General features: G+C 43.3%; 19 protein-coding genes, 4 tRNA genes and 1 other RNA gene. 4 read left to right on the plus strand and 20 right to left on the minus strand.

Annotation, left to right across the window (positions count from 1 at the left end; all coding sequences use genetic code 11):
• Positions 1–19 precede the first annotated feature (19 nt).
• Positions 20–1,309 carry a trigger factor gene (gene tig, locus HZA10_09900; protein ID MBI5196622.1) on the minus strand — a complete coding sequence of 430 codons (1,290 nt, stop codon included), beginning with the start codon at positions 1,307–1,309 and terminating at the stop codon, positions 20–22.
• A gap of 80 nt (positions 1,310–1,389) precedes the next feature.
• Here tig and HZA10_09905 point away from each other — a divergent pair, with 80 nt between their 5' ends.
• Positions 1,390–2,235, plus strand: coding sequence for a pantoate--beta-alanine ligase (locus HZA10_09905; GenBank protein ID MBI5196623.1), 846 nt, complete (start codon positions 1,390–1,392; stop codon positions 2,233–2,235).
• Here the strand turns inward: HZA10_09905 and recR are convergent.
• The 14 genes from recR to galT form a co-directional block, all read right to left on the minus strand.
• Positions 2,232–2,840, minus strand: coding sequence for a recombination protein RecR (recR, locus tag HZA10_09910; protein MBI5196624.1), 609 nt, complete (start codon positions 2,838–2,840; stop codon positions 2,232–2,234). The genes HZA10_09905 and recR overlap by 4 nt on opposite strands.
• On the minus strand, positions 2,837–3,169 hold the full coding sequence (locus HZA10_09915) for a YbaB/EbfC family nucleoid-associated protein (protein ID MBI5196625.1): 333 nt from the start codon (positions 3,167–3,169) through the stop codon (positions 2,837–2,839). The genes recR and HZA10_09915 overlap by 4 nt, the downstream gene beginning before the upstream one ends.
• Positions 3,170–3,353: 184 nt before the next feature.
• Positions 3,354–4,946 (minus strand): DNA polymerase III subunit gamma/tau, encoded by a 1,593-nt coding sequence (gene dnaX, locus HZA10_09920; GenBank protein ID MBI5196626.1) that lies wholly within the window; start codon positions 4,944–4,946, stop codon positions 3,354–3,356.
• Positions 4,947–5,067: 121 nt separating this feature from the next.
• Positions 5,068–5,166: signal recognition particle sRNA small type (ffs, locus tag HZA10_09925), an RNA gene on the minus strand.
• Positions 5,167–5,293: 127 nt separating this feature from the next.
• Positions 5,294–5,384: transfer RNA gene (locus HZA10_09930), tRNA-Ser, on the minus strand.
• 93 nt (positions 5,385–5,477) lie between these two features.
• Positions 5,478–5,568: transfer RNA gene (locus tag HZA10_09935), tRNA-Ser, on the minus strand.
• Between the two features lie 199 nt (positions 5,569–5,767).
• Positions 5,768–6,340 (minus strand): tRNA adenosine(34) deaminase TadA, encoded by a 573-nt coding sequence (tadA, locus tag HZA10_09940; GenBank protein MBI5196627.1) that lies wholly within the window; start codon positions 6,338–6,340, stop codon positions 5,768–5,770.
• Between the two features lie 12 nt (positions 6,341–6,352).
• Positions 6,353–6,426, minus strand: a tRNA-Arg gene (locus HZA10_09945).
• 71 nt (positions 6,427–6,497) lie between these two features.
• Positions 6,498–7,034: a DUF2155 domain-containing protein gene (locus tag HZA10_09950; GenBank protein ID MBI5196628.1), complete on the minus strand. Its 537-nt coding sequence runs from the start codon at positions 7,032–7,034 to the stop codon at positions 6,498–6,500.
• Positions 7,035–7,134: 100 nt separating this feature from the next.
• A tRNA-Ser gene (locus tag HZA10_09955) sits at positions 7,135–7,227 on the minus strand.
• Positions 7,228–7,528: 301 nt separating this feature from the next.
• Positions 7,529–7,876 carry a response regulator gene (locus HZA10_09960; GenBank protein MBI5196629.1) on the minus strand — a complete coding sequence of 116 codons (348 nt, stop codon included), beginning with the start codon at positions 7,874–7,876 and terminating at the stop codon, positions 7,529–7,531.
• 112 nt (positions 7,877–7,988) lie between these two features.
• On the minus strand, positions 7,989–11,138 hold the full coding sequence (locus HZA10_09965) for a GAF domain-containing protein (protein ID MBI5196630.1): 3,150 nt from the start codon (positions 11,136–11,138) through the stop codon (positions 7,989–7,991).
• Positions 11,139–11,142: 4 nt separating this feature from the next.
• The gene (gene glgA, locus HZA10_09970; GenBank protein ID MBI5196631.1) at positions 11,143–12,594 is read right to left on the minus strand and encodes a glycogen synthase GlgA; all 1,452 of its coding nucleotides are present in this window, start codon (positions 12,592–12,594) and stop codon (positions 11,143–11,145) included.
• A gap of 42 nt (positions 12,595–12,636) precedes the next feature.
• Positions 12,637–13,629 (minus strand): galactose-1-phosphate uridylyltransferase, encoded by a 993-nt coding sequence (galT, locus tag HZA10_09975; protein MBI5196632.1) that lies wholly within the window; start codon positions 13,627–13,629, stop codon positions 12,637–12,639.
• 102 nt (positions 13,630–13,731) lie between these two features.
• Here galT and HZA10_09980 point away from each other — a divergent pair, with 102 nt between their 5' ends.
• The 3 genes from HZA10_09980 to HZA10_09990 all read left to right on the plus strand — a co-directional run bounded on the left by HZA10_09980 (position 13,732) and on the right by HZA10_09990 (position 15,461).
• Complete coding sequence (locus tag HZA10_09980) at positions 13,732–14,700, plus strand: MBL fold metallo-hydrolase (GenBank protein ID MBI5196633.1); 969 nt, start codon at positions 13,732–13,734, stop codon at positions 14,698–14,700.
• A 153-nt stretch (positions 14,701–14,853) separates the two neighbouring features.
• Positions 14,854–15,087, plus strand: coding sequence for a ribbon-helix-helix protein, CopG family (locus HZA10_09985; GenBank protein ID MBI5196634.1), 234 nt, complete (start codon positions 14,854–14,856; stop codon positions 15,085–15,087).
• On the plus strand, positions 15,084–15,461 hold the full coding sequence (locus HZA10_09990; GenBank protein ID MBI5196635.1) for a type II toxin-antitoxin system VapC family toxin: 378 nt from the start codon (positions 15,084–15,086) through the stop codon (positions 15,459–15,461). Before HZA10_09985 ends, HZA10_09990 begins: the two co-directional genes overlap by 4 nt.
• Before the next feature lie 347 nt (positions 15,462–15,808).
• Here HZA10_09990 and HZA10_09995 read toward each other — a convergent pair whose 3' ends face one another.
• The 5 genes from HZA10_09995 to HZA10_10015 all read right to left on the minus strand — a co-directional run bounded on the left by HZA10_09995 (position 15,809) and on the right by HZA10_10015 (position 20,070).
• Entirely contained in the window at positions 15,809–16,030 is a 222-nt protein-coding gene (locus tag HZA10_09995; protein MBI5196636.1) for a hypothetical protein, read from the minus strand.
• A gap of 77 nt (positions 16,031–16,107) precedes the next feature.
• Positions 16,108–16,605: a DUF3368 domain-containing protein gene (locus HZA10_10000; protein ID MBI5196637.1), complete on the minus strand. Its 498-nt coding sequence runs from the start codon at positions 16,603–16,605 to the stop codon at positions 16,108–16,110.
• Positions 16,598–16,909: a UPF0175 family protein gene (locus HZA10_10005; GenBank protein ID MBI5196638.1), complete on the minus strand. Its 312-nt coding sequence runs from the start codon at positions 16,907–16,909 to the stop codon at positions 16,598–16,600. Before HZA10_10005 ends, HZA10_10000 begins: the two co-directional genes overlap by 8 nt.
• Positions 16,910–17,101: 192 nt before the next feature.
• A complete protein-coding gene (locus tag HZA10_10010) occupies positions 17,102–18,088 on the minus strand; it encodes a YncE family protein (GenBank protein MBI5196639.1) in 987 nt (328 codons plus the stop codon).
• A 20-nt stretch (positions 18,089–18,108) separates the two neighbouring features.
• On the minus strand, positions 18,109–20,070 hold the full coding sequence (locus HZA10_10015; GenBank protein ID MBI5196640.1) for a hypothetical protein: 1,962 nt from the start codon (positions 20,068–20,070) through the stop codon (positions 18,109–18,111).
• Between the last annotated feature and the right edge of the window lie 71 nt (positions 20,071–20,141).

Here is a 20,141-nt window from a genome sequence, read left to right on the forward strand (position 1 = left end):
TGAACCTCTGACCTTCAGGTTAAGGGGCAATTACTGCTTTTTCAAGCACAAAGTCTAAAACCTTCTCTGCGCCGAGTCTGCTTTTCATCCCGTCTAATGAGCCGTCTTTTGCAAAAAATAATTTCTTTACCTCTTCAGGCTGGATTTTGTATATGACAGCCAGTTCATTTATGTACCGGTTCTGGTCCTCTTCCATGACCTCTATTTTTTCTTTATTGCCTATGGCTTCAAGGATAAGCACGCCCTTCACATTGTCCCTTGCCGTTTGTTTGAACGCCTGCCTTAATTCATCATCTCCTTTCGGGGTCTCGCCTTTCTGCCCGGCATTTTGCTTTGCATTCTGCACAAGCGCTTCCAGTTCATTCTCAACCATAGAGGAAGGCGCCTCAAAGTCATTGGAGCTTATAAGGGCATTCAGCAGTTCTTTCTTATATATCATGTCAGCCTGATTTTTCTTTTTCTTAAATAAATCATCATGCACTTTTTTCTTCAGTTCATCCATATCCCCGCAGCCGAAACTTTTTATAAACTCGTCATCCATCTCCGGCACAAACTTTTTCTTGACCTCTGTTATGACGGCTTTTAAAAGGACTTCTTTGCCTGCAATGGTTTTATTCGGATGGGAGGCGTTAAAATGAACCTTTAGATCCACAGCGTCGCCTTTTTTCTTTCCGGACAGGGCGTCATTAAGTTTTTTGTTTATTTCCTCGTCTTCATCCTTAACAACATGTGCGGTGTGAACAACAAAAGGATAATCCTTTACTGATAATTCATTGACGCTTACGCCGTCAATAAAGGCATCGCAGTCAATTATTGCCATATCTCCATCGCTTATTGCATCTTCCGAGACCTTAAACAATGCCCTGTCTTCCTGCACGGCATTAATAGCTGCATCAACCTCTGTTTCCTCCACGGAAAATACCGCCTCTTTTAATTTAATGCCCTCGTAGGAAAGATTTTTCATCTCAGGCTTTACCTCTACAGTGATTGTGAATGAAAGGGGGCGGCTTCTTACAATCTCAATTTTTTCGTCAATACTCGGGTAGGCAACAGGAGACACCCCGGCCTCTTTAATGGCGTTTGAATAAAACTCAGGGACGACTTTTTCCATTACCTGCGCCTCAATATCCTTTGCGAATTTTTTTTCAAGGATTGCCTGAGGCGCCTTGCCTGCCCTGAATCCAGGAATTTTTACAGACGCCCTGAGTTTATCATAAGCGCGGACAAACTCCTGCTCAATGACCTCCTGAGGGATGCTGATCCTGAGTTTTTTTGTAGTAGGCGTTATTTCTTTGACTTCCTGAAGCATATGAACCCTTCCTTAGCCTGAGAATAATTAAATATGTTAGAATTATCAAAGATATTTTGTCAATGCGAAGGTAACATCCCATGCAGATTATAAAAACCATAAAAGACATGCAGGCATTAAGCAGGAACTTTATTGCCGGAGGTAAAACCATAGGTTTTGTCCCGACAATGGGCGCACTGCATGAAGGACATCTAAGCCTTGTAAAATATTCTAAAAGGGAAAATGATGTAACAGCGGTCAGTATTTTCGTAAACCCGGTGCAATTCGGACACGGAGAGGACTTTAACCGGTATCCAAGGGATATTGAAGGGGATTTAGGCAAATTGTCGACGTTTGACGTGGATGCTGTTTTTATCCCTGAGGCAGATGAGATATATCCTCAGGGTTTTTCAACGCTTATAAATGTGGGTCGTATCGGAGAAAAACTCTGCGGCGCCTCAAGACCGAGTCATTTTAACGGCGTGGCAACTGTAGTTTCAAAACTCTTTAATATTGTCATGCCTCACAAGGCGTATTTCGGACAAAAGGATTTTCAGCAGACGGTGGTTATAAAAAAGCTGGCAAAGGAACTGAATTTTGACATAGACATCGTGGTCTGCCCGACGATGAGGGAGGCTGACGGACTTGCCATGAGTTCAAGAAACAATTATCTGAATCCTGCGGAAAGAAAGGCGGCGCTTGTTTTGTACGATGCATTAAAGCGCGGTAAGAGTTTTATAGACAGCGGCGTTAAAGACGTATCATTTATCAGGGAAGCGCTGACAGACCTGATAAACTCCGAACCGCCGGCGACAATAGATTATGTAGAGATTGTGGAACCTGAGAGCCTTGAAAAAATTGAAACGGTAAAACTGCCTGCTGTCTTATGCCTCGCCGTTAAAATAGGCGCAACGAGGCTTATTGACAATATGGTGTTCACCCCCTAATTCTTGTCTGTCATCTCCTTTCTTCCCTCAAGCGCCTTTGCAATCGTGACTTCATCTGCAAATTCAATGTCCCCGCCTATTGGAAGCCCCTGCGCAATACGGGTTGTTTTTATGCCGAGCGGTTTTAAAACCTGAGATAAATATTGCGCAGTAGTTTCTCCCTTTGTGTTGGGATTTGTTGCAATGATAACTTCTGCGACTTCTCCACTTGTCTTTATCCTGTCAATCAGTTCAGTAATCTTTAATTTTTCCGGGGTGACGCCGTCTATGGGGGAAAGGGCGCCCAGAAGCACGTGATAAAGCCCTTTGTACGTCTTTGTCCGTTCAATAACAATCAGATTGCTCGGCTCCTCAACAACGCATATCCTGCTTTTATCGCGTGTTGAGTCACTGCAGATAGCGCATATCTCCTCTTCTGTAATATTAAAACAGAGGCTGCAGAACCGTGCTTTTTCCTTTATTTCAAGGAGTGCTCTGGCTATAGATTTGACCTCATCAGGCGGCATCCCCATTATAAAAAAAGATAAACGCTGCGCAGTCTTTCTCCCGATGCCCGGAAGTTTCGTGAACGCATTTATTAGATTCTCCACAATCCCGTTGCTCATTGACCAAAAAGACCGCCCATGCCCGGGATTTGCAGTCCGCCCGTAAGCTTGCTCATATCCTCTGCTACCATATTCTGTGCGCGCCTTAACGCTTCATTGACTGCCGCGGCAATCAGGTCCTGAAGCATCTCGATATCATCAGGGTTTACAACATTTTTTTCAATTTTAATGGATACTATTTCCATCGCACCGCTTGCAGTTACGGTAACCATGCCTCCGCCTGAGGAGGCCTCAACGGTCTTTTTCTTTGCCTCTTCCTGAATCTTTCCCATCTCCTGCTGCATTTTCTGCGCCTGTTTCATAATGTCGCCAAACATTTTCTTAGACATGCAAATCCTCCTGTTTTATATCAGTGAAAGTAATATCCATTTCTGTGTCATTTCCGCAGTTCTTAAGCGGGAATTCAGATGTCTTTGATAGTTCTCCGCTTACTATCCGGAGGACAACGTCTGGATTCCGTGTCAAGCACGGAATGACAAACCAACAACAAAAACTTACCCTTGGTGCTTTATGTTATTCACTGCCGTTAAGCGGTTTAATCTTTAACAGCTTTCCATTAAAAAGTTCCAGCGTATTTCTGACTGTGGGGTCGGAAAGTATGGCTTGTTTTATTTCCTCGCCTGTCTTTTCCCCGTTTTTGTCCGGCAATGACACAACTTTTAATTTCAGCCGTTGTCCGGTGATATCTTTGAGTGCATCTTCAATAATGCGTGCGTTTTTCCCAACGGACTCGGCAAGCACTGACATGCCGCCGTTAAAGCTTATTGTGAGCCCTGCATCGGTAAGACCGACAACTTTTGCCTCTGTCAGTTTGCACGCTATGAGACTGTCTTCGGCTTTAAGTTTTTCAATTACTTTATGCCATAATTCCAAGCTGCCGTTTGCTTCTTTTTTGTTGTTTGTCTGTTTATCTTCAGCGGATGATTTTGCCTGCGCCTTATGCTCAACTGCGAGTTTTGCGCTAATGCCTTTAACTGTGGTGCCTTCCAGCTTTTCCAAGAGATCATTGAGTGAAGTCATGCCTTTAACAAACGATGTGCGTAAAAGGCCGAGTTCAAGAGCATATCTCGGGTTCGCGGCAGTTTTTACCTCTGCCTCAAGTTTCATAAGCTGGCTCAGGAGCAGTGTCAGCTCTTCCATGCTGACCGTTGATGCCTGCTGACTCAGATGCTCCATTTCGGACTCTGTAAATTCAAGAAGCGCACCTGCTTTCCCGGATATTTTTACAACTGCTAAATTGCGGAAGTGCTCAACTATCTCTTTGACTACCGGTTTAAGATCATATCCCCTGTCAGAGAGGTCTTTTATGATGAAAAGATTCTCAGAGATATCGCCTTTTAGCGTTGCCTCTGAAAGTTTTAAAATTATGTCCGCCTCAGGCAGTCCAAGGAGCATTTGCAGTTCATTCTCGCCGACATCGTCGCTGAAGGAAGATGCCTGGTCCAGCATGGTAAGCGCATCCCTCATGCTTCCGTCTGCAGCCCTTGCTATCATCTCAAGCGCGGTATCATTTATATTTATATTTTCAGCCTTTGAAATCTGCTGTAAATGCTCTTTGATTTTTCCTCTCAGAACTTTCCGGAAGACATGATGCTGACACCGGGATAGGATTGTTGCTGGTATCTTTTTAGGCGCTGTAGTGGCAAAGATGAAAATGACGTGAGGCGGCGGCTCTTCAAGCGTTTTCAGCAGTGCATTAAATGCAGATTCTGACAGCATGTGAATTTCGTCTATGATGTATATTTTATACCTGCTGCCTGAAGGCGCGTATTTCACGGTTTCCCTCAGATCGCGCACATTATCAACCTGCGTGTTTGATGCGCCGTCAATCTCAAAGACATCAACAGATGAGCCGGTTGTTATTGACAGGCAGTCCGGGCATTTTCCGCAGGGTGAGGCAGTAGGTCCTTCGGCGCAGTTGAGGGCTTTTGCCAGAATCCTTGCGGCAGATGTCTTGCCGACCCCCCTCGGGCCTGAGAACAGATATGCATGGACGACCTTACCGCCTGTGATGGCGTTTTTCAGGGTTTTGACAAGCGTCTCCTGCCCTGTCAGTTCGTCAAAGCCCTGAGGTCTCCATTTCCTTGCAAGAACAAGATAACTCATATCAAATCAGTTAACAGTTGACAGTTGTCAGTGAACAGTGAATAGTTTTAAAATACATTTTAATTAAAAATTCCTTAACTCTTAACTTATAACTGTTAACAGTTAACTGTAGTTTAAGTCAGGCTTTCAGGTAATCCTGCGGCACACGGGGCAACTGCTTACCGTTGCTTCCTTCCGAACCTGGCGGAGTTTACAGCACCCTGTCGCACAGGGCCCAAAAGCCTGACAATTATTAAGACAGTGTCGGTGTCAGTTGTCAGTGTCAGTATACAGTAAAAACAACTAACTTTGAAATTTTATTATTATAATTTTCTAACTGTTCACTTGTCACTGTTCACTGATGTTCATGGCGGAGAGGGCGGGATTTGAACCCGCGAGACGCTATTAACGCCTACACGATTTCCAGTCGTGCTCCTTCGGCCGCTCGGACACCTCTCCGTTTAACTGCAGTAATCAGTGATCAGTAAAAACTAACTGCATTTAAAAAACAATCAGCAATATTTTCAACCGGTCACTCATCACTGATTTTTATGGCGGAAGGAGCAGGATTCGAACCTGCGTCCCGAATAAATCGGGAAACGGTTTTCGAGACCGCCGCATTCAACCGCTCTGCCATCCTTCCAATTTTTTTTAAGCCAATCTCTGCCTATGTGTCTGAGATAATTTCAAATTTCAAAATCCAAATTTCAAATAAAGATCAAATAAACAATAAGCAAATAATCATTTAAACTTTAACCTTCATTTGGCATTTGAGCTTTGTAATTTGACATTAATAAATTACAATGCCTGTAAAGATAAATATTAATCACTACAGATAATACCTATCTGCGTTTTTGAAAAAAATCCCTGAGTAATGCGGCGCATTCGTCCGCTAAAACACCTGAGACAACTTCAACCTGATGATTCAGCCTTTTGTCTGAAAGTATCCGGTAAAGGCTGTTGACTGCACCGCCCTTTTCATCCGCACACCCGTAAACAACCCTGCCAAGCCTTGCATTAACCATGGCCCCCGCACACATAACACAGGGCTCTTTGGTTACATAGAGGACTGCATCTGTCAAACGCCAGCTTTTAAGCAGGGAAGCCCCATCCCTGAGCGCTGTCAGCTCTGCATGCGCTGAAGGATCGTTTTCCGTCTCCCTCATATTGCAAGCCGATGTTATGACAATGTTGTTTTTTACAAGAACTGCACCGACTGGAACCTCATCCCTGAGAAATGCCTTCTGCGCCTCTGTCAGCGCAAGACGCATAAACCGCTCATCAGGATTTTTTTCAGGGAAACAGACAGGACAGTATTCCTCTCCGTAATCAAGGCTGCAGATATGACTGCATTCAGGACAACATATACAGTCTTTTACAGGCTTTTCGCATACAGCGCAAATTTCAGTCTGCATAAATTACTACAGCGCGCCCAGAGGGAGTCGAACCCCCGACCTTCGGATTCGTAGTCCGTCGCTCTATCCATCTGAGCTATGGGCGCTTTAAAAATAGTTCACAGCGGACAGTTGACAGTTTTATCCCACTGTCAACTGTCAACCGTTAACTCCCTTGCTACTTTTTTACCCCTTCTTTAAGGGTGATGCCAAACCGGTCATGCTGGAAAGGGTGTATGTTGGGAAACTTTGCATAAAGCCATCCGCCTTCACCTGAGCCCGGGAATATCTGTTTGCCGCTCTCGTAAACTGATATGCCGGCAGCCGGATTGTTGGCATTATTGGACGCTGAGGTAATAATATTGCCGTTCATCTTGAAATCCGGCAGAAAGTCGCTTACCTTAACCGTCAGGTTTGAATCAGGAATCTTCAATTCACTGCTAAGGCCAACTGTGTACTCCTGTGTCTTTTTTGTTTTTTTATCGTCTATAATTAGCTTAACTGCAGACCATTTGCCTTTTACATCAGGCGGTACAGATACTGTGAGCGGGCCGATTGAGCCTGTAGGTCCATGTCCGGGCGGCAAAGCCGGCGCGCCTGCCTGGCCTTCCTGTGAAAAGGTTTTTGGGACAGGCTGTTCCTCCTTTTTCTTACATGCAACGACTGACAGCAGGATCATTCCTGCAACTGCTGAAACTGCCAAGAACTTCTTCATCTTAAATCCTCCTTTTTTTTTAGTTTCCAGTTAAAAGTTATTTATATTAAAGTTTATGGGTTATCTGACTCATAACTCATAACTTAGAACTGCTTTTTACTGGCGGAGAGGCAGGGATTCGAACCCTGGGTGGAGTTATTAGCCCCACAACCGCTTAGCAGGCGGCTGCCTTCGACCTCTCGGCCACCTCTCCTTAGTGAATAGTAAACAGTATAAAGAAAGTGGCATGAGAAAAAGGGTCAAGTGCCCCTTTGCTGCTATTTGATTATCCTCGCCCCTTAACCATTTTGCTATTACTCACTAAATACTGTCTTTAATATTAACAAATAAGGGATTTTTTTGTAAATACTTATTGAGAAAGGATAGTGGGAGGCTTTTAAGGCGGATGCAATTTTATAAAAATGCGGGATTCGTATGATTACCGCCTGGATCTTAAAACGCAGCCGGACGACATTATGCCGAAGTATATTACTGCGCTTAGCGGCTGGTTTAGCTTACATGTTTGTAAGCTTTTTAATTGTTGCCTTCAGTTCATTAAGGTCTGACGACTTTACCAGATAAGCCTCAGAAGCCCATACGGAAAAATTGTCTTTATAGTCGTAAGCCGTTGACATAATGATCGGAACCTTGGGCCGCTGTTCTTTCATCATCCTTAGAAGACTAATGCCGTCTATATCAGGCATAAGAATATCCAGTGTTACAATATCAGGTTTTTCCTTATCAAACAATGTCAGCGCTTCTTTCCCTGTTCCCGCAACAACTACCTCGTAGCCTTCCTCTTCCAGCTCCTCCTTATAGAGCAGTTGTATATGCTGATCGTCGTCTACAATAAGTATCTTCATGTCTACCCTCCTTATTTTAAGATAATATGTTGAAAAAGTAAAATGATTTGCGATTCATGTTTAATATCCTGCATCATGTATCCTGTATCGTGAATTTTGTATCTTTGTATCTTTAATTTTGTCCTTCGTCCAGCGGCAGATAAATTCTGAAAGTCGTGCCTCCCGTACCGCTCAATACTCCTTTCTCGTCAATATCCCTTTCACCGCCCCATATGCTTTCTACCGTTATCCTGCCGTTATGCTCCTCAATAATCCTGTGTGTAATGGCAAGCCCCAAACCTGTTCCATGGGGCCTTGTAGTAAAAAACGGGTTGAAAATATTCTTAAGGTCATCCTGTTTGATGCCGCAGCCTGTATCTGTGACCTCAATAATCGCCTCCCTGCCTTCCTGTTTTGTTTTTACAGTAACCACACCATGGTCAGTGGCCTGATTGGCGTTTGCAATAACATTTAATATTGCCTCCTTAATCCTCTGCGGGTCTATGGTTGTTATTATCGGTGCGGGCAGGAGGTCTTTAACGAGGATATTTCCCCTTTCCAGCGTCTCATGGGTGATGAAATTTATTGTGTTGTCAACAATCTCGTTTATATTTATCTTCTTTTTTGTTATTTTCGTGGCCCTTACAAAACCCAAAATATCTTTTAATATATCTTCAAGCCTGCTGACTTCTTCAACGATAATATTTGCATAGTCGCGGAGGTTGCCGCTCAACTTTTTCTCAAGCCTGCGTGCAAAGCCGCCAACAGAGACAAGCGGATTTCTTATTTCATGCGCTACCCGCGCAGCCATTTCACCGAGCGCAGCCATTCTTTCAGCGGCGACAACCCTGTTCTTCAGGGCGTGCATCTCTGTTATGTCGCGTGAGATATGAACGGTCCCTGCAAGATTGCCTGCCGAATCAAAAATCGGGGAGCTTGATACAACAAAAGTGCCGCCGAGATGAGGGTCTTCTATTTCTCCGACATATGCCTTTTTTGTGCTGATTGTCTGATGATGCGGGCACTGGTTCCACGGCTCGCTTCTGCCATGAAATATTTCATAACACTTTTTGCCTATTATTTCTTCTTCGGGTTTTCCGATTCTCGCTATCACGGCCTGGTTTACATGTCTTATGTTGTAATCCTTGTCATTAAAGTAAAGCATATCTGATATTGACTCAAATATGTTCTGAAGCTCGGACTGAGCAAGGGAAATCTCCTCAAAAAGTCTTGCATTTTCAATTGCCGAAGCTATGTGGCTTGTAAATCCCATCAGAAAATGCAAGTCTTCGTCCTTTATCGCCCTTCTGGTGAAAAGGTTATCAACCCAGATAAGCCCGATGGCCTTATTTCTTGTAATGAGCGGGATGACTCCAAATGCTTCTGTGCCAAGCTCCTGAATTAAAACAGGCTCTGCAAGAGGGTTTTCCGAGGCGCTTGCAACATTAATCGGAGTCATCTCCTTAATGCATTTTGAAAGTATGCATTCGGTGTTAAGGTTTATAACCAAATGCTTGCTTACCTCATTAAGATAGGTGTCTGTCCTAAATACCCCTCCTTCAATTTCCTCTATCATGGTCTCAAGGCTTTTCCCCTCAAGCGAGCCCCATATATGCCCTGCATCCTCATGGCTTGCAGGCCCAACGCCCATCTCTCCTTTAAGAACATTTTTAGACTCATCCACAAGAAAAAGAACCGCCCTGTTAAAACCAAGACCGTCGCTCATTGTGACAACGGTAAGCACCATCCTTAAAAGGGCATCAAGCTCAAGAGTGCTTCTGACAACCGAATTTATAAAAAACAATTTTGACAATTCCTGATTTTTTCTTATAAGCTGATTTTCAACCCTCTTTTTCTCAGAAATGTCTCTGGAGATTCCGGTTATTCCAGTGACATTGCCTGCGGAGTCAAGTATCGGGGACAGCGTCAGGCTCACCTCTATCTGTTTTCCATCTCTTGTCTGTCTCAGCGCCTCTATGTTTCTTATCGTTTCTTTCTGTTTTATTTTTATCAGCGCCTGTTTTTCTTCTTCTATCAGACGCTCCGGAACCATTGGAAGAAATTTTCCCAAAACCTCATCCTCAGTATAGCCGTAAATTTTTTCAGCCCCCATATTCCATGAGGTAATAAGCCCGTCTATGTCAGAGGTGATGATTGCATCGGCAGAGTTATCTATAATGCTTTCAAGGTAGTCTTTTGTCTGTATGACCTCCCAGTAAAGCGACAGTATTTTTTTCTCTTTTTCAGTTTCAGTTTTGTAAAGGCGCGCATTTTCAATTGCAATGGACGATACCGACGCAAAGGTGACAAGCAGTTCAAGGTCATCATGGGAAAAGGTTGTAACCCCATGCTCATCTTTCTTGTCATAAAGCCCCAGAGTCCCTATCAGGCGTTCGCCTGCCTTAAGCGGTACGCATAGCACGGACGTTGCTTCAATCCCCGGGATGCGCAGATTCTCCGGCATGGTTGAAACATCATCAACCAGCAGGGGCTCTCCTGTCTGAGCCACCCATCCGGCAATTCCATTTCCGAGTTTAAGGCTCATTGCTTGCTCAATCTCCTTCGGCAGGCCATAAGACGCCTTTATTCCGACCTCTCCTTCCTCTATAAGTCTGAGTATGCAGCCCCTTGCATTAAAGAGTCTTGATACCTCCTTGCATATGTATGGAAGGAGTGTATCAAGATGTAAAATAGAAGCTACTGCCTTGCCGAGTTCATGAATTGTCTGCAATTCATGAAGACGAATATTAGAGTCCTTATAAAGTTCAGCATTTCGTATGGCAGAACTTATATTGTGGGAGATTATCGTAAGCATGCTGATCTCTTCAGGTGTATAAACATAAGTTTTCTGTGTCTGAAGCGTTATAACCCCTATCGCCTTATCATCCCTCAAAATCGGGATTGCAAGCATTGAAAGAAAATCGCTGGCCCCTGTTATCGGAATATCCTTAAACCGCGGCTCTTTTCTTATGTCTTCAACAGCCAGAGGCTGAAGTTCCTTGGCTACCCAGCCGGCTATTCCCTCTCCGATTGGCATGCAGGCAACGCCTGCTGACTCCTCATTAAGACCTTTTGTGGCTTCAAGACATATGAGATTCTTTTCACGCTTCACCAAATAAATGGAGCAGACATCTTTTTTTAAACTCTTTGCCACAAGCTGCGTAATTCTATTGAAAATGTCCTTCAGGTCAAGCGTTGAGTTGACGATGCATGCAACATTTGTCAGAATCTCGGCTTCCTGCAGCTTATATTCATGTTTTCTATTTTCAATGGCCTCAAACATTTTATTAATTCCTGCCTCTAAGTATCTTTTTATAAAGAGAGAGGTAATCTTTTGCCGATTTCCTCCATGAAAAATCCTGTGACATGGCGTTTTTCCTGAGTTTCAGCCTGTGTCTTTTGTCACTGAACAGACTGCACGCGGTCCTGACTGTTTCCAGCAGTTTCTCCGGTGAATATTCTTCAAATAAAAACCCTGTGCCGCTTCCGTCTGCCGGGTTGTACGGGATGACCGTATCGGCAATTCCGCCTGTTGCTCTTCCTATGGGTATTGCACCGTACCGCTGGGCTATCAACTGCCCCAGTCCGCAGGGCTCATATTTTGACGGCATCAGGAAAAAATCAGAACCCGCATAAATATTATGTGCAAGCCTGTCGTCAAAACCAATGGTAACGGAGAGCTTTTCCTTATATTTTTTCTTGAGGTCGAGAAATATTTTGTGGAATGACTCGTCTCCCTTTCCAAGGATTATCATCTGAGCCCCCAACCCGGTAATCCCCTCCATTGCATCTGCAACAAGGTCCAGCCCTTTCTGCGCGGAGAGCCGTGTGACCATGCCGATAAGATGGACATCCTTCTGCGGAAGACCGCATGTCTTTTGCAGGGATTTTTTGCAAGCAGCCTTTCCTGATAATTTTCCCCTGCTGTAATTAACCGGAATGAGGCTGTCATTTTCAGGATCCCACTCGTTGTAGTCAATGCCGTTAATGATGCCGCAGAGGTTTTTACTCTTTTTGGCAAGCACGCCTTCAAGGCCGAAACCATACTCGCGGGTGAGAATTTCCCTTGCGTAATTACCGCTTACCGTGCTTACGGCGTCTGCAAATACAATACCGCCTTTAAGAAAATTTATCCTGCCGTAAAACTCCAAGGCCTCCATATTGAACATCTCCCACCCGAACCCTGTCAGAGGCAGGTCATGGGAAGGGAATAATCCCTGATAACCAAGATTGTGAATAGTCATTAAAGTTGCGATTTCAGGAAATTCATTTTTGCATATTGTCTTAGTGTAGACCGGAATTAATCCCGTCTGCCAGTCATTGCAATGTATGACATTAATATTCAATTCTAACGCCTTTACCGCCTCAAGCACTCCGCGGCAATAAAATGTAAACCGCCCGGCATTGTCAGGGAAGTCGCCTTCAGGCGTTCCGTATAAATCGTCCCTGCCGTAGAATTTGTCATTTTCTATAAAATATGCCCTGCCTCCTTCGGCAGTCTTTCCTTCCCAGAGGATTCCCTCTTCAATATTGCCGCCCACGGGAACGGTTATTTTCCTGCCTGCAGGCTTAATGTTAAATTTGCCGGCATTTTTTTTAATCTTCCGATAAAGCGGCAATATTAGGGCTGCATCTTCCCCCATGCGCGCATATTCGTTAAGAAGCGCTCCGGCGACATCCGCAAGCCCGCCTGTTTTTACAAAAGGCAGCGCCTCAGGAGATGCGATAAGTATCTGCATATTAAAAAATTTGAGATTTGAAATTTGAGATTTGGAATTTTCTCATATCTTCGCTTCTCTCATAAATTTTGCCGCCTCTTCCGGAGGAGTTGGATTTATGTAGAAACCTGAGCCCCATTCAAAGCCTGCAATCTTTGTGAGCTTAGGCATTATCTCAAGGTGCCAGTGGTAGTGTTCATTTACCTCGTCATTGAAGGCAGATGTGTGAAGCATTAGGTTGTAAGGAGGGTAGTCAAGGACTTTGTCTATCTGTTTCATGGTGCGCTGCAGTATCTCGGCCAACATGGAAAAATTACCGTCAGGCGCAAATGCTGATTCGTGTTTCTGCGGCAGAATCCATGTCTCAAAAGGCGCCCTCGGGGCATACGGGGCCAGGGCGATAAATCCCTTGTTCTCGGAAATCACCCTTGTCCTCATTGACAGCTCCTGACGTATTATATCGCAGAAAATACACCGTTCTTTATTGTCATAGTAATGTTTTGCATTTGTTATTTCTTCGGTCACCTGACTCGGCACAATTGGAAGCGCGATAAGCTGTGAATGCGAATGTTCAAGCGATGCGCCTGCCGCCTCGCCTTCATTCTTAAATACAACCACATATTTGAAACGCAGGTCTTTCTTAAGGTCGGAAATCCTGTAGTGATATGCCCAGAGCGTATCTTCAACCGACTTCAGCGGCATTGTTGACAAAGAGGAATTATGGTCTGGGTTTTCTATTATAACCTCATGAGCGCCGACGCCGTTCATCTTGTCATAGATGCCTTCGCCGATTTTATCCAGATGACCTTCTATCTGAAGAGCCGGAAACTTGTTTGGGACGACACGGAGCGTCCAGCCCGGGGTGTTGGGTTTGCTTCCATCAGGTCTGAAGGCTATAATCTCCGGCGGAGTGGTGTGCTCGTTTCCCCTGCAGAAAGCGCAAAATCCTCCTTTTTTAGCGGCTGCGCCCAGGCTGAAATCAGCCGGCCTTTTACCCCTTTCTACCGAGATGATAACCCATCTGCCGACAACAGGGTCTTTTCTTAGTTCAGGCATTGAATCCCCCTTAAAAGAAAATTAAAAATCAAAACCTTAATTTTTAATTTTAGAATTTGAAATTTCTTAATATTATATCACTATTTAAGTTATAATTTCTTCATGAAACCTTCTTTTCATGCAAGACTTGTTAACGGACCGTTTGAAGACCCAGGGCTTTATGTAAGGCTCTTGAGGGAAAGCAGGGCGTTTCTTTTTGATGCAGGTTTTACTGCGAACCTCTCTGCAAGGGATATTCTCAAAGTAAGCGATATATTTATCTCTCATACGCATGTGGACCACTTTATCGGGTTTGATAATATCCTGAGGCTCCATCTGAGGAAAGAAGAGCCTATGAGACTCTATGGGCCTGAGGGTTTTCTGGATCGCATTGAGGGAAAGCTTAAAGGCTATACATGGAATCTCATAGGAGATTACCCCCTGATTATTGAAGCTGCGGAGATTAATGAAAAGACTGTCACAAAGGCACGTTTCAGGACACAGAATTCCTTTAAGCGCGAAAATACGGCATCAGCGTCTTTTGACGGTGTTTTGCTTAAAGATTCTTTTTTTAAAGTGGAGGCGGCAGTTCTTGACCATCAGATTCCATGCCTTGCGTTCAGCATGGAGGAGGATTACCACATAAATATTGATAAGGCTGAATTAAATAAATTAGACCTTCCCGTAGGGCAATGGCTTGGAGAGCTTAAGCAGGCTATACGGGATGGAGCCGCGGACAGGGTTTTTAAAATTAATGATAAACAGTTTAATTTCTCAGAACTCAAATACATAGCTAATATAACCAGAGGGCAGAAATTGTCTTATGTCGTTGACACCATCGGCACAGAAGAAAACATGAAAAAGATTATAGACCTTGCAAAAGGCTCGGATGTCCTGTACATTGAGGCGTATTTTTTAGACAGGGATGATGACAGGGCAAAGGAGCGGTATCATCTTACTGCAAAAGAGGCAGGCAGGATTGCCAGAGAGGCAGGGGCGGGAAGACTGGAGGTCTTCCATTTTTCCCCGAAATACACAGACGTCCCGGGTGAGATTGTGAAAGAGGCGGAAGAGGAGTTTGGAGGCGGATAAACAGTAGTTATAGGGCAGTTGGATGATGCCCTATGGGTTGCATTAGGGCTTTCGTAGGCAGAGCATGAAAATGCAGAGACACAGAGCCTGATATTTTTGACTTTTCCTTGTTTTTATTTGTATAATGTATATATACATCATAAGGAGGCAGTAATGAAAAGAACACAGATATATATAGACGAAAATACATATGGTTATCTGGAAAAAGAAAGCAGGGCAAAGGGCGCTACCATATCAGAGATTATAAGGGAAAGCATTAAGGAAAAAATGAACAGGAAAGTGCAAAGAATTATAAAAACACTGGAGGATGTGTCCGGCGTCTGGAAAGACAGGGACTTTGATGTAGACGGTTATATAAGGGTGCTAAGAAAAGACAGGAAGTTATGATAATTATTGATACAGATGTTCTTATCTGGATATTAAGGGGCGATAGGTCCGTAGGGGAAACTTTCAAGCAGATAACTGCCGAAACTAAAGGGTATGTTTTTATCACGCCTGTTCAGGTAGCTGAAATTTACAAAGGCTTGCGGACAAAAGAGCGGCTGAAAGTTGAAGCATTTTTGGAAACGCTTAATGTAATAGACATTAACAAAAATATCGGAAGAATAGCCGGCGAGTTTCTTAACAAGTATGAAGGTTCGCATAATGTAACAATTGCAGACGCCCTTGTCGGAGCCGCCGCGAAGATAAACGCGTTTAAACTCTGGACGCTCAATAAAAAACATTATCCGATGTTTTCAGATAAAGAGTTTGCGGGATAGAGATGTTTTAATGCAGCATATTTTTATTTAATAGAACCGTCCCCTATTTCCGTCCGCTATTTCCGTCCGACTACCTGCCCGAAGCGGAGCGAGGGCACCAGTTATTATCTGAACGGTATCATAATTTTGATTATGTAGTCAATAAAAAAACCCAGTTTTATGTTATCTGAAGAAGTTTATTACACTTTCTCGGGGACTAATATGCAAAATTGAATATTAGTCCCTAATGTAAGCTGCATACGTAATTGATTCCACCTGATATTTAGGCATGATATTCTACTGTCATGTTTTTAGGATATAACGCCCTAAATCAGTGGCGGCTATCAGTTGTCCGATAGATTCTATTATCAGGCTGCTATCAGTTCTAATTTTTCTTTTGTGACGGATGGTAATCGTACGGGGGCAAAGTACTCCTCGGGGTATAAGTAGTCCTCGCTGGACTCATCAATGACTCTTGTCTGGTGATGTCTCTCAGCTTCTCTGTCGGCTAACACTTCATATATTTTTCTAATCTCCAATGACGCTTCATAACCATGATTAGCAACGCATATCATAAAATGTTTCTTCATTATTAGATTTTAGCAAATTCCATGAAATTATTAAATTGGTTGGTTAATTGGGGTTATTGTTTGAGGGGGCTAAGGCTCTAAAGAATTTCCTTTATTGAGCTGACGGGACAATAGAATCCATAAGCGGTCATACGGTGTAAAATTTTGTCAGCCTGTCGGGAATTAATAACATTCTTTTTTACGCCTTTGATGAGAATGCCGATAGTGCCGGTAAGTTTTACGCCTAAAAGCCCTGCCTCTCTTCTTGCCGCTTTATCATCACAGGCAAAAACAAAGCCTCTTGTTTTTGCAACGGCAATGCCTGATGCCTCGCCAAACCCGATTGATACTGCGAGTGATTCAAAAAGAGTTTTTTCCTTCATGTTTTTTAATGCGGTTTCCTTAAGCCAGCCGTCTCTCGCAGCCTCTCTTATTTTGACAAGCCCCTGATAACCGCTGAAAATTCCCTTCAGGTTCTCAGAAGACACAAAATCCGTAATGTATGCTTTGTTTTCGTAAAGGCTTTTAATAATATGGAGGGAATCTGATAATGCAAAATTACTCAGGACACAATTATCAAATACAATCTCAGGCATTCACTGCGTCCTGCTTAATATCGGCTAATGCCTGAATACCGATGGCAATGCCGTGCTCTTTCAGATAACGCCTTGTACTGATAAGGTCAAGTCCTAAAATCTCTGACAGCTTCCCAATGCTGATAAGCCCTTCTTTGTAGGCGTTAAGGGCAATCATTTTTCTGTGTTCTACGGCATCTTTTTTCCCGTATGCAGCTTCTATAGATTCCCTCACAAGTTCTCCGAGGGTTGCCTTCTCTTTTTTTGCATAAGACTTCAGTTTTTTATGCTGTTCGTCAGTCAGCATGATATTTGTGCGTTTCACTTTACCTCCATGATATGTGTAACTATATGTGTATAATATCATAGATATGAAGTAAAACTCAATATTATTATATTTGTTTTATGTAAAGAAGGTTGGCTAAATAACACCCTCCCCCACACCCCCTCCCGTCAAGGGAGGGGGAAATATAAAGGGCATCCATAGGAATAACTAGAGAACATTATAGTAGAAGGATTAATACACCGCTATGCCCCATGGCGAGCCGGCATACGGGCTGTCGGGCGTCAGGCTCAGCTTGATTATATTAATCACCTTATTTGTTGCAGAATCAATCACCGAAACGGAAATATCCTTATGATTGGCGACATAGACCCGGTTGTTTTCAGGGTCCACTGCCACGCCCGTAGGCTTTACGCCGACTTTTATTGTCTCAATTATTTTATTGTTTGTGGTATCAATAACCGAGACGGCGGCATCATCCCTGTTGGTTATATATGCCCTGTTATGAACAGCGTCAACTGCTGCATACCACGGGTTTCTGCCGACCTTTATTGTTGCAACAATTTTATTATCTGCGGTATTAATTACCGATACAGTATTTTCGCCATTATTAACAACATATGCCTTTGTATTATTTACGGCTATGCCGAGGGGTCCTTTCCCGCATTTTACAGTTGCAGTTACCTTATTGCTTACTGCGTCAATAATTGAGACTGTATCGCCGCCGGAATTGGTCACATAAACTTTTTTGCCGGCAGCGGCAATGTCAAAAGGTGCGGCTCCGACTGTCACTGTGTTTACGACTTTATTGCTTGCAGTATCAATGACCGAGACTGTATTTTCTTTTGTGTGTGCAACATAAACTTTTTTAACTTCAGGATTCACTGCCGCATGCATTGGCTCTCTGCCCACCTTTATTGTTGTTTTTACAGTATTGCTTTTAAGGTCAATGACTGAAACACTATTGTCTCCGGGATTGGAATTTGCCACATACGCCTTTTTACTTGCGCTGTCAATTGCTATTCCGGCAGGCCATACGCCTACTCTCACTGTTGCCGCCACCTCATTTTTTTTGCTGTCAATAACTGAAACCATGCTGTTGCCGCCGTTGACCACATATATGCGCTTTGCAGGTGCAGTCGCACCTCTGGATGCAGATAGTACCAAAGCTGAAAAAACAAAAATCGCGACTGCTAAACAAACAATATTTTTAAATCTCATTTCATCCCCCTTTTGGTATTTTATTCAGCAATTTTTAATATGATGTATTCTTTATCAGAATATACTATCTTGAATTCATTGTAAATGGTTTCCCACCGCGGAATGTGTCTGAATTTTTCTAATTCCGTCAGCCACCAGTTTTCAATGGATTTCCGCAAAATTAATGCGTAGGCTGCATTGTTTTTATGTAAATTTTCATGCCAGTCAACTATATTTTTCCCCCTTAGATAAATAATCCTGTTTGAAAAATTGTTATTCCACAGCGGAGCTGTCAATAGAGGCTCAAATGTGTAGGCCAGAGTTTTGCCGGCAGATACATTGGCGTTAATCCAGGACCACATACCGTAGTCGCCCTTTTGTGTTGAGAGGCACGGCGTATTCATTTTTGCAAGTGTGCGCTCCTTTGCAGGTAATTGCGCAAACTCTTTAATCTTATTGGGAGTTATGCAGAGGGAGTTTGATGTGAAAATAGTGTATAACACAAATATCAGGGCAAGAAACTCCGGCGCTTTGCTTTTTTCTCCGATCCGGTTAAGTAAAAATGCAAAAGACAAACTACCAAAACCAAATATGAAGATGACATACCGCGGGTTCCAGTTCCTCGGTGAAAGGGCAAAGGTAAACACCGCAACCGCAGCTATGAGCAGGAAATCATAACGCTTTTCCTTTATTGCATAAGCAAGCGAGAAAATGACAGCCGGCAGAAACAATATAAACCAGAGAGCGCCAAATCCGCTTAAATACGCCGAGTAAATATAAGCGCTTTCCTTTTCAAGCCATACTTGCAAAAGGCTCGCGGCAGGCGATAAATTTTCTAAAGCCTGAGGGACGCTGTCCAGTATCTCTGTAAGTATCCCGTCAAAAATAACTTTATCAAAAACCCTGACTACAAACGGATATACGGGATTTTTGTAATGCAGCCAGTTTTGTATGTACCAGTAACTCCCGAATAGGATTACAGGCAGGATGAAGTAAGATGAATTTTTTATGATTGAGGTTTTCAAGTTCATTTTATTGGCAAGACCATCACTGCGCATTGAAAGCCATTTTTTAGTTTCAGATGCCGTTATCATTGCCAGAAGGGCGGCGATGAATAAGGCGCCCGACCCTTTTGAGCCGAGAAGTATTCCGGCTGCAGCCCCGGCTAAGAGTACAGGCACAGATCTATACTTTGCCGTATCCCGGGTTGAGGCGCAGATGTATAAAAGAAAATTTATTGCGGTAAGGAACAAAGCGGACACTGCAAGATCCACATACTCAATAGTTGACTGCTGAATTACCACAGGGGCAAAGAAAAAAAGAAGCGCGGATAAAGCCGCATATTTCTTTTCAACTTTGAGTTTGACGGCCATGCCGTATATTGACAGCATCCCTATAAAAACAAAAAACATCTGGCTTAAATCCACAACTGCGGCGGTTTTTAAAAACATGACATTCCACAGGAAAAACAGCTCGATGTTTTTAGGGAATATGTTGAGAAAAGTATAGATGAGCGAGTAGTCCGGGATTTGCTCAATAGCTCCTGACTGCAAAATATATCCCATGATAGGAAGATGGTACAAAAGGGCGTCCCAGGTGTATGAAGGGAAAAGAAAGCCAATGAATATCAGATAGCACAGGTAGAGTGAAAACAGGATTGAGATAATAAGTAATATCCGGCTGTCCTTTATAATATTTAACAGGCGGCTTGCATTATCCTTAATTTCTCCGAAGACGTCTCTATAATTTAATTTCCCGCCGGCTGAGCAAAAGGACAGCACGCCGAGCGATATAATAATATTTAATATAAAAAGCGGCGCTGCATGGAGTTTTTTGAATATACTGCCGAGCGCCATTTCGGTCAGTATTATCTGAGAGAGGCATAAGAGCAGAGCGCCTGATACCCTGTCGGCAAATAAAAGATAACCCCTGCGCCTGTAAAGAAGCGCATGCCAGGAATAAAACAGGAGGAGATTAACTGTTACAAATAAGAATATTTCCACACAATCAAGTTATCATATTTTACAACTATGTCTCAAGTAAAAAGGAAAACAGGATAATTTATATGTTAATA

Source organism: Nitrospirota bacterium (assembly GCA_016212185.1).
In the GTDB taxonomy this organism is placed as follows: domain Bacteria; phylum Nitrospirota; class Thermodesulfovibrionia; order UBA6902; family DSMQ01; genus JACRGX01.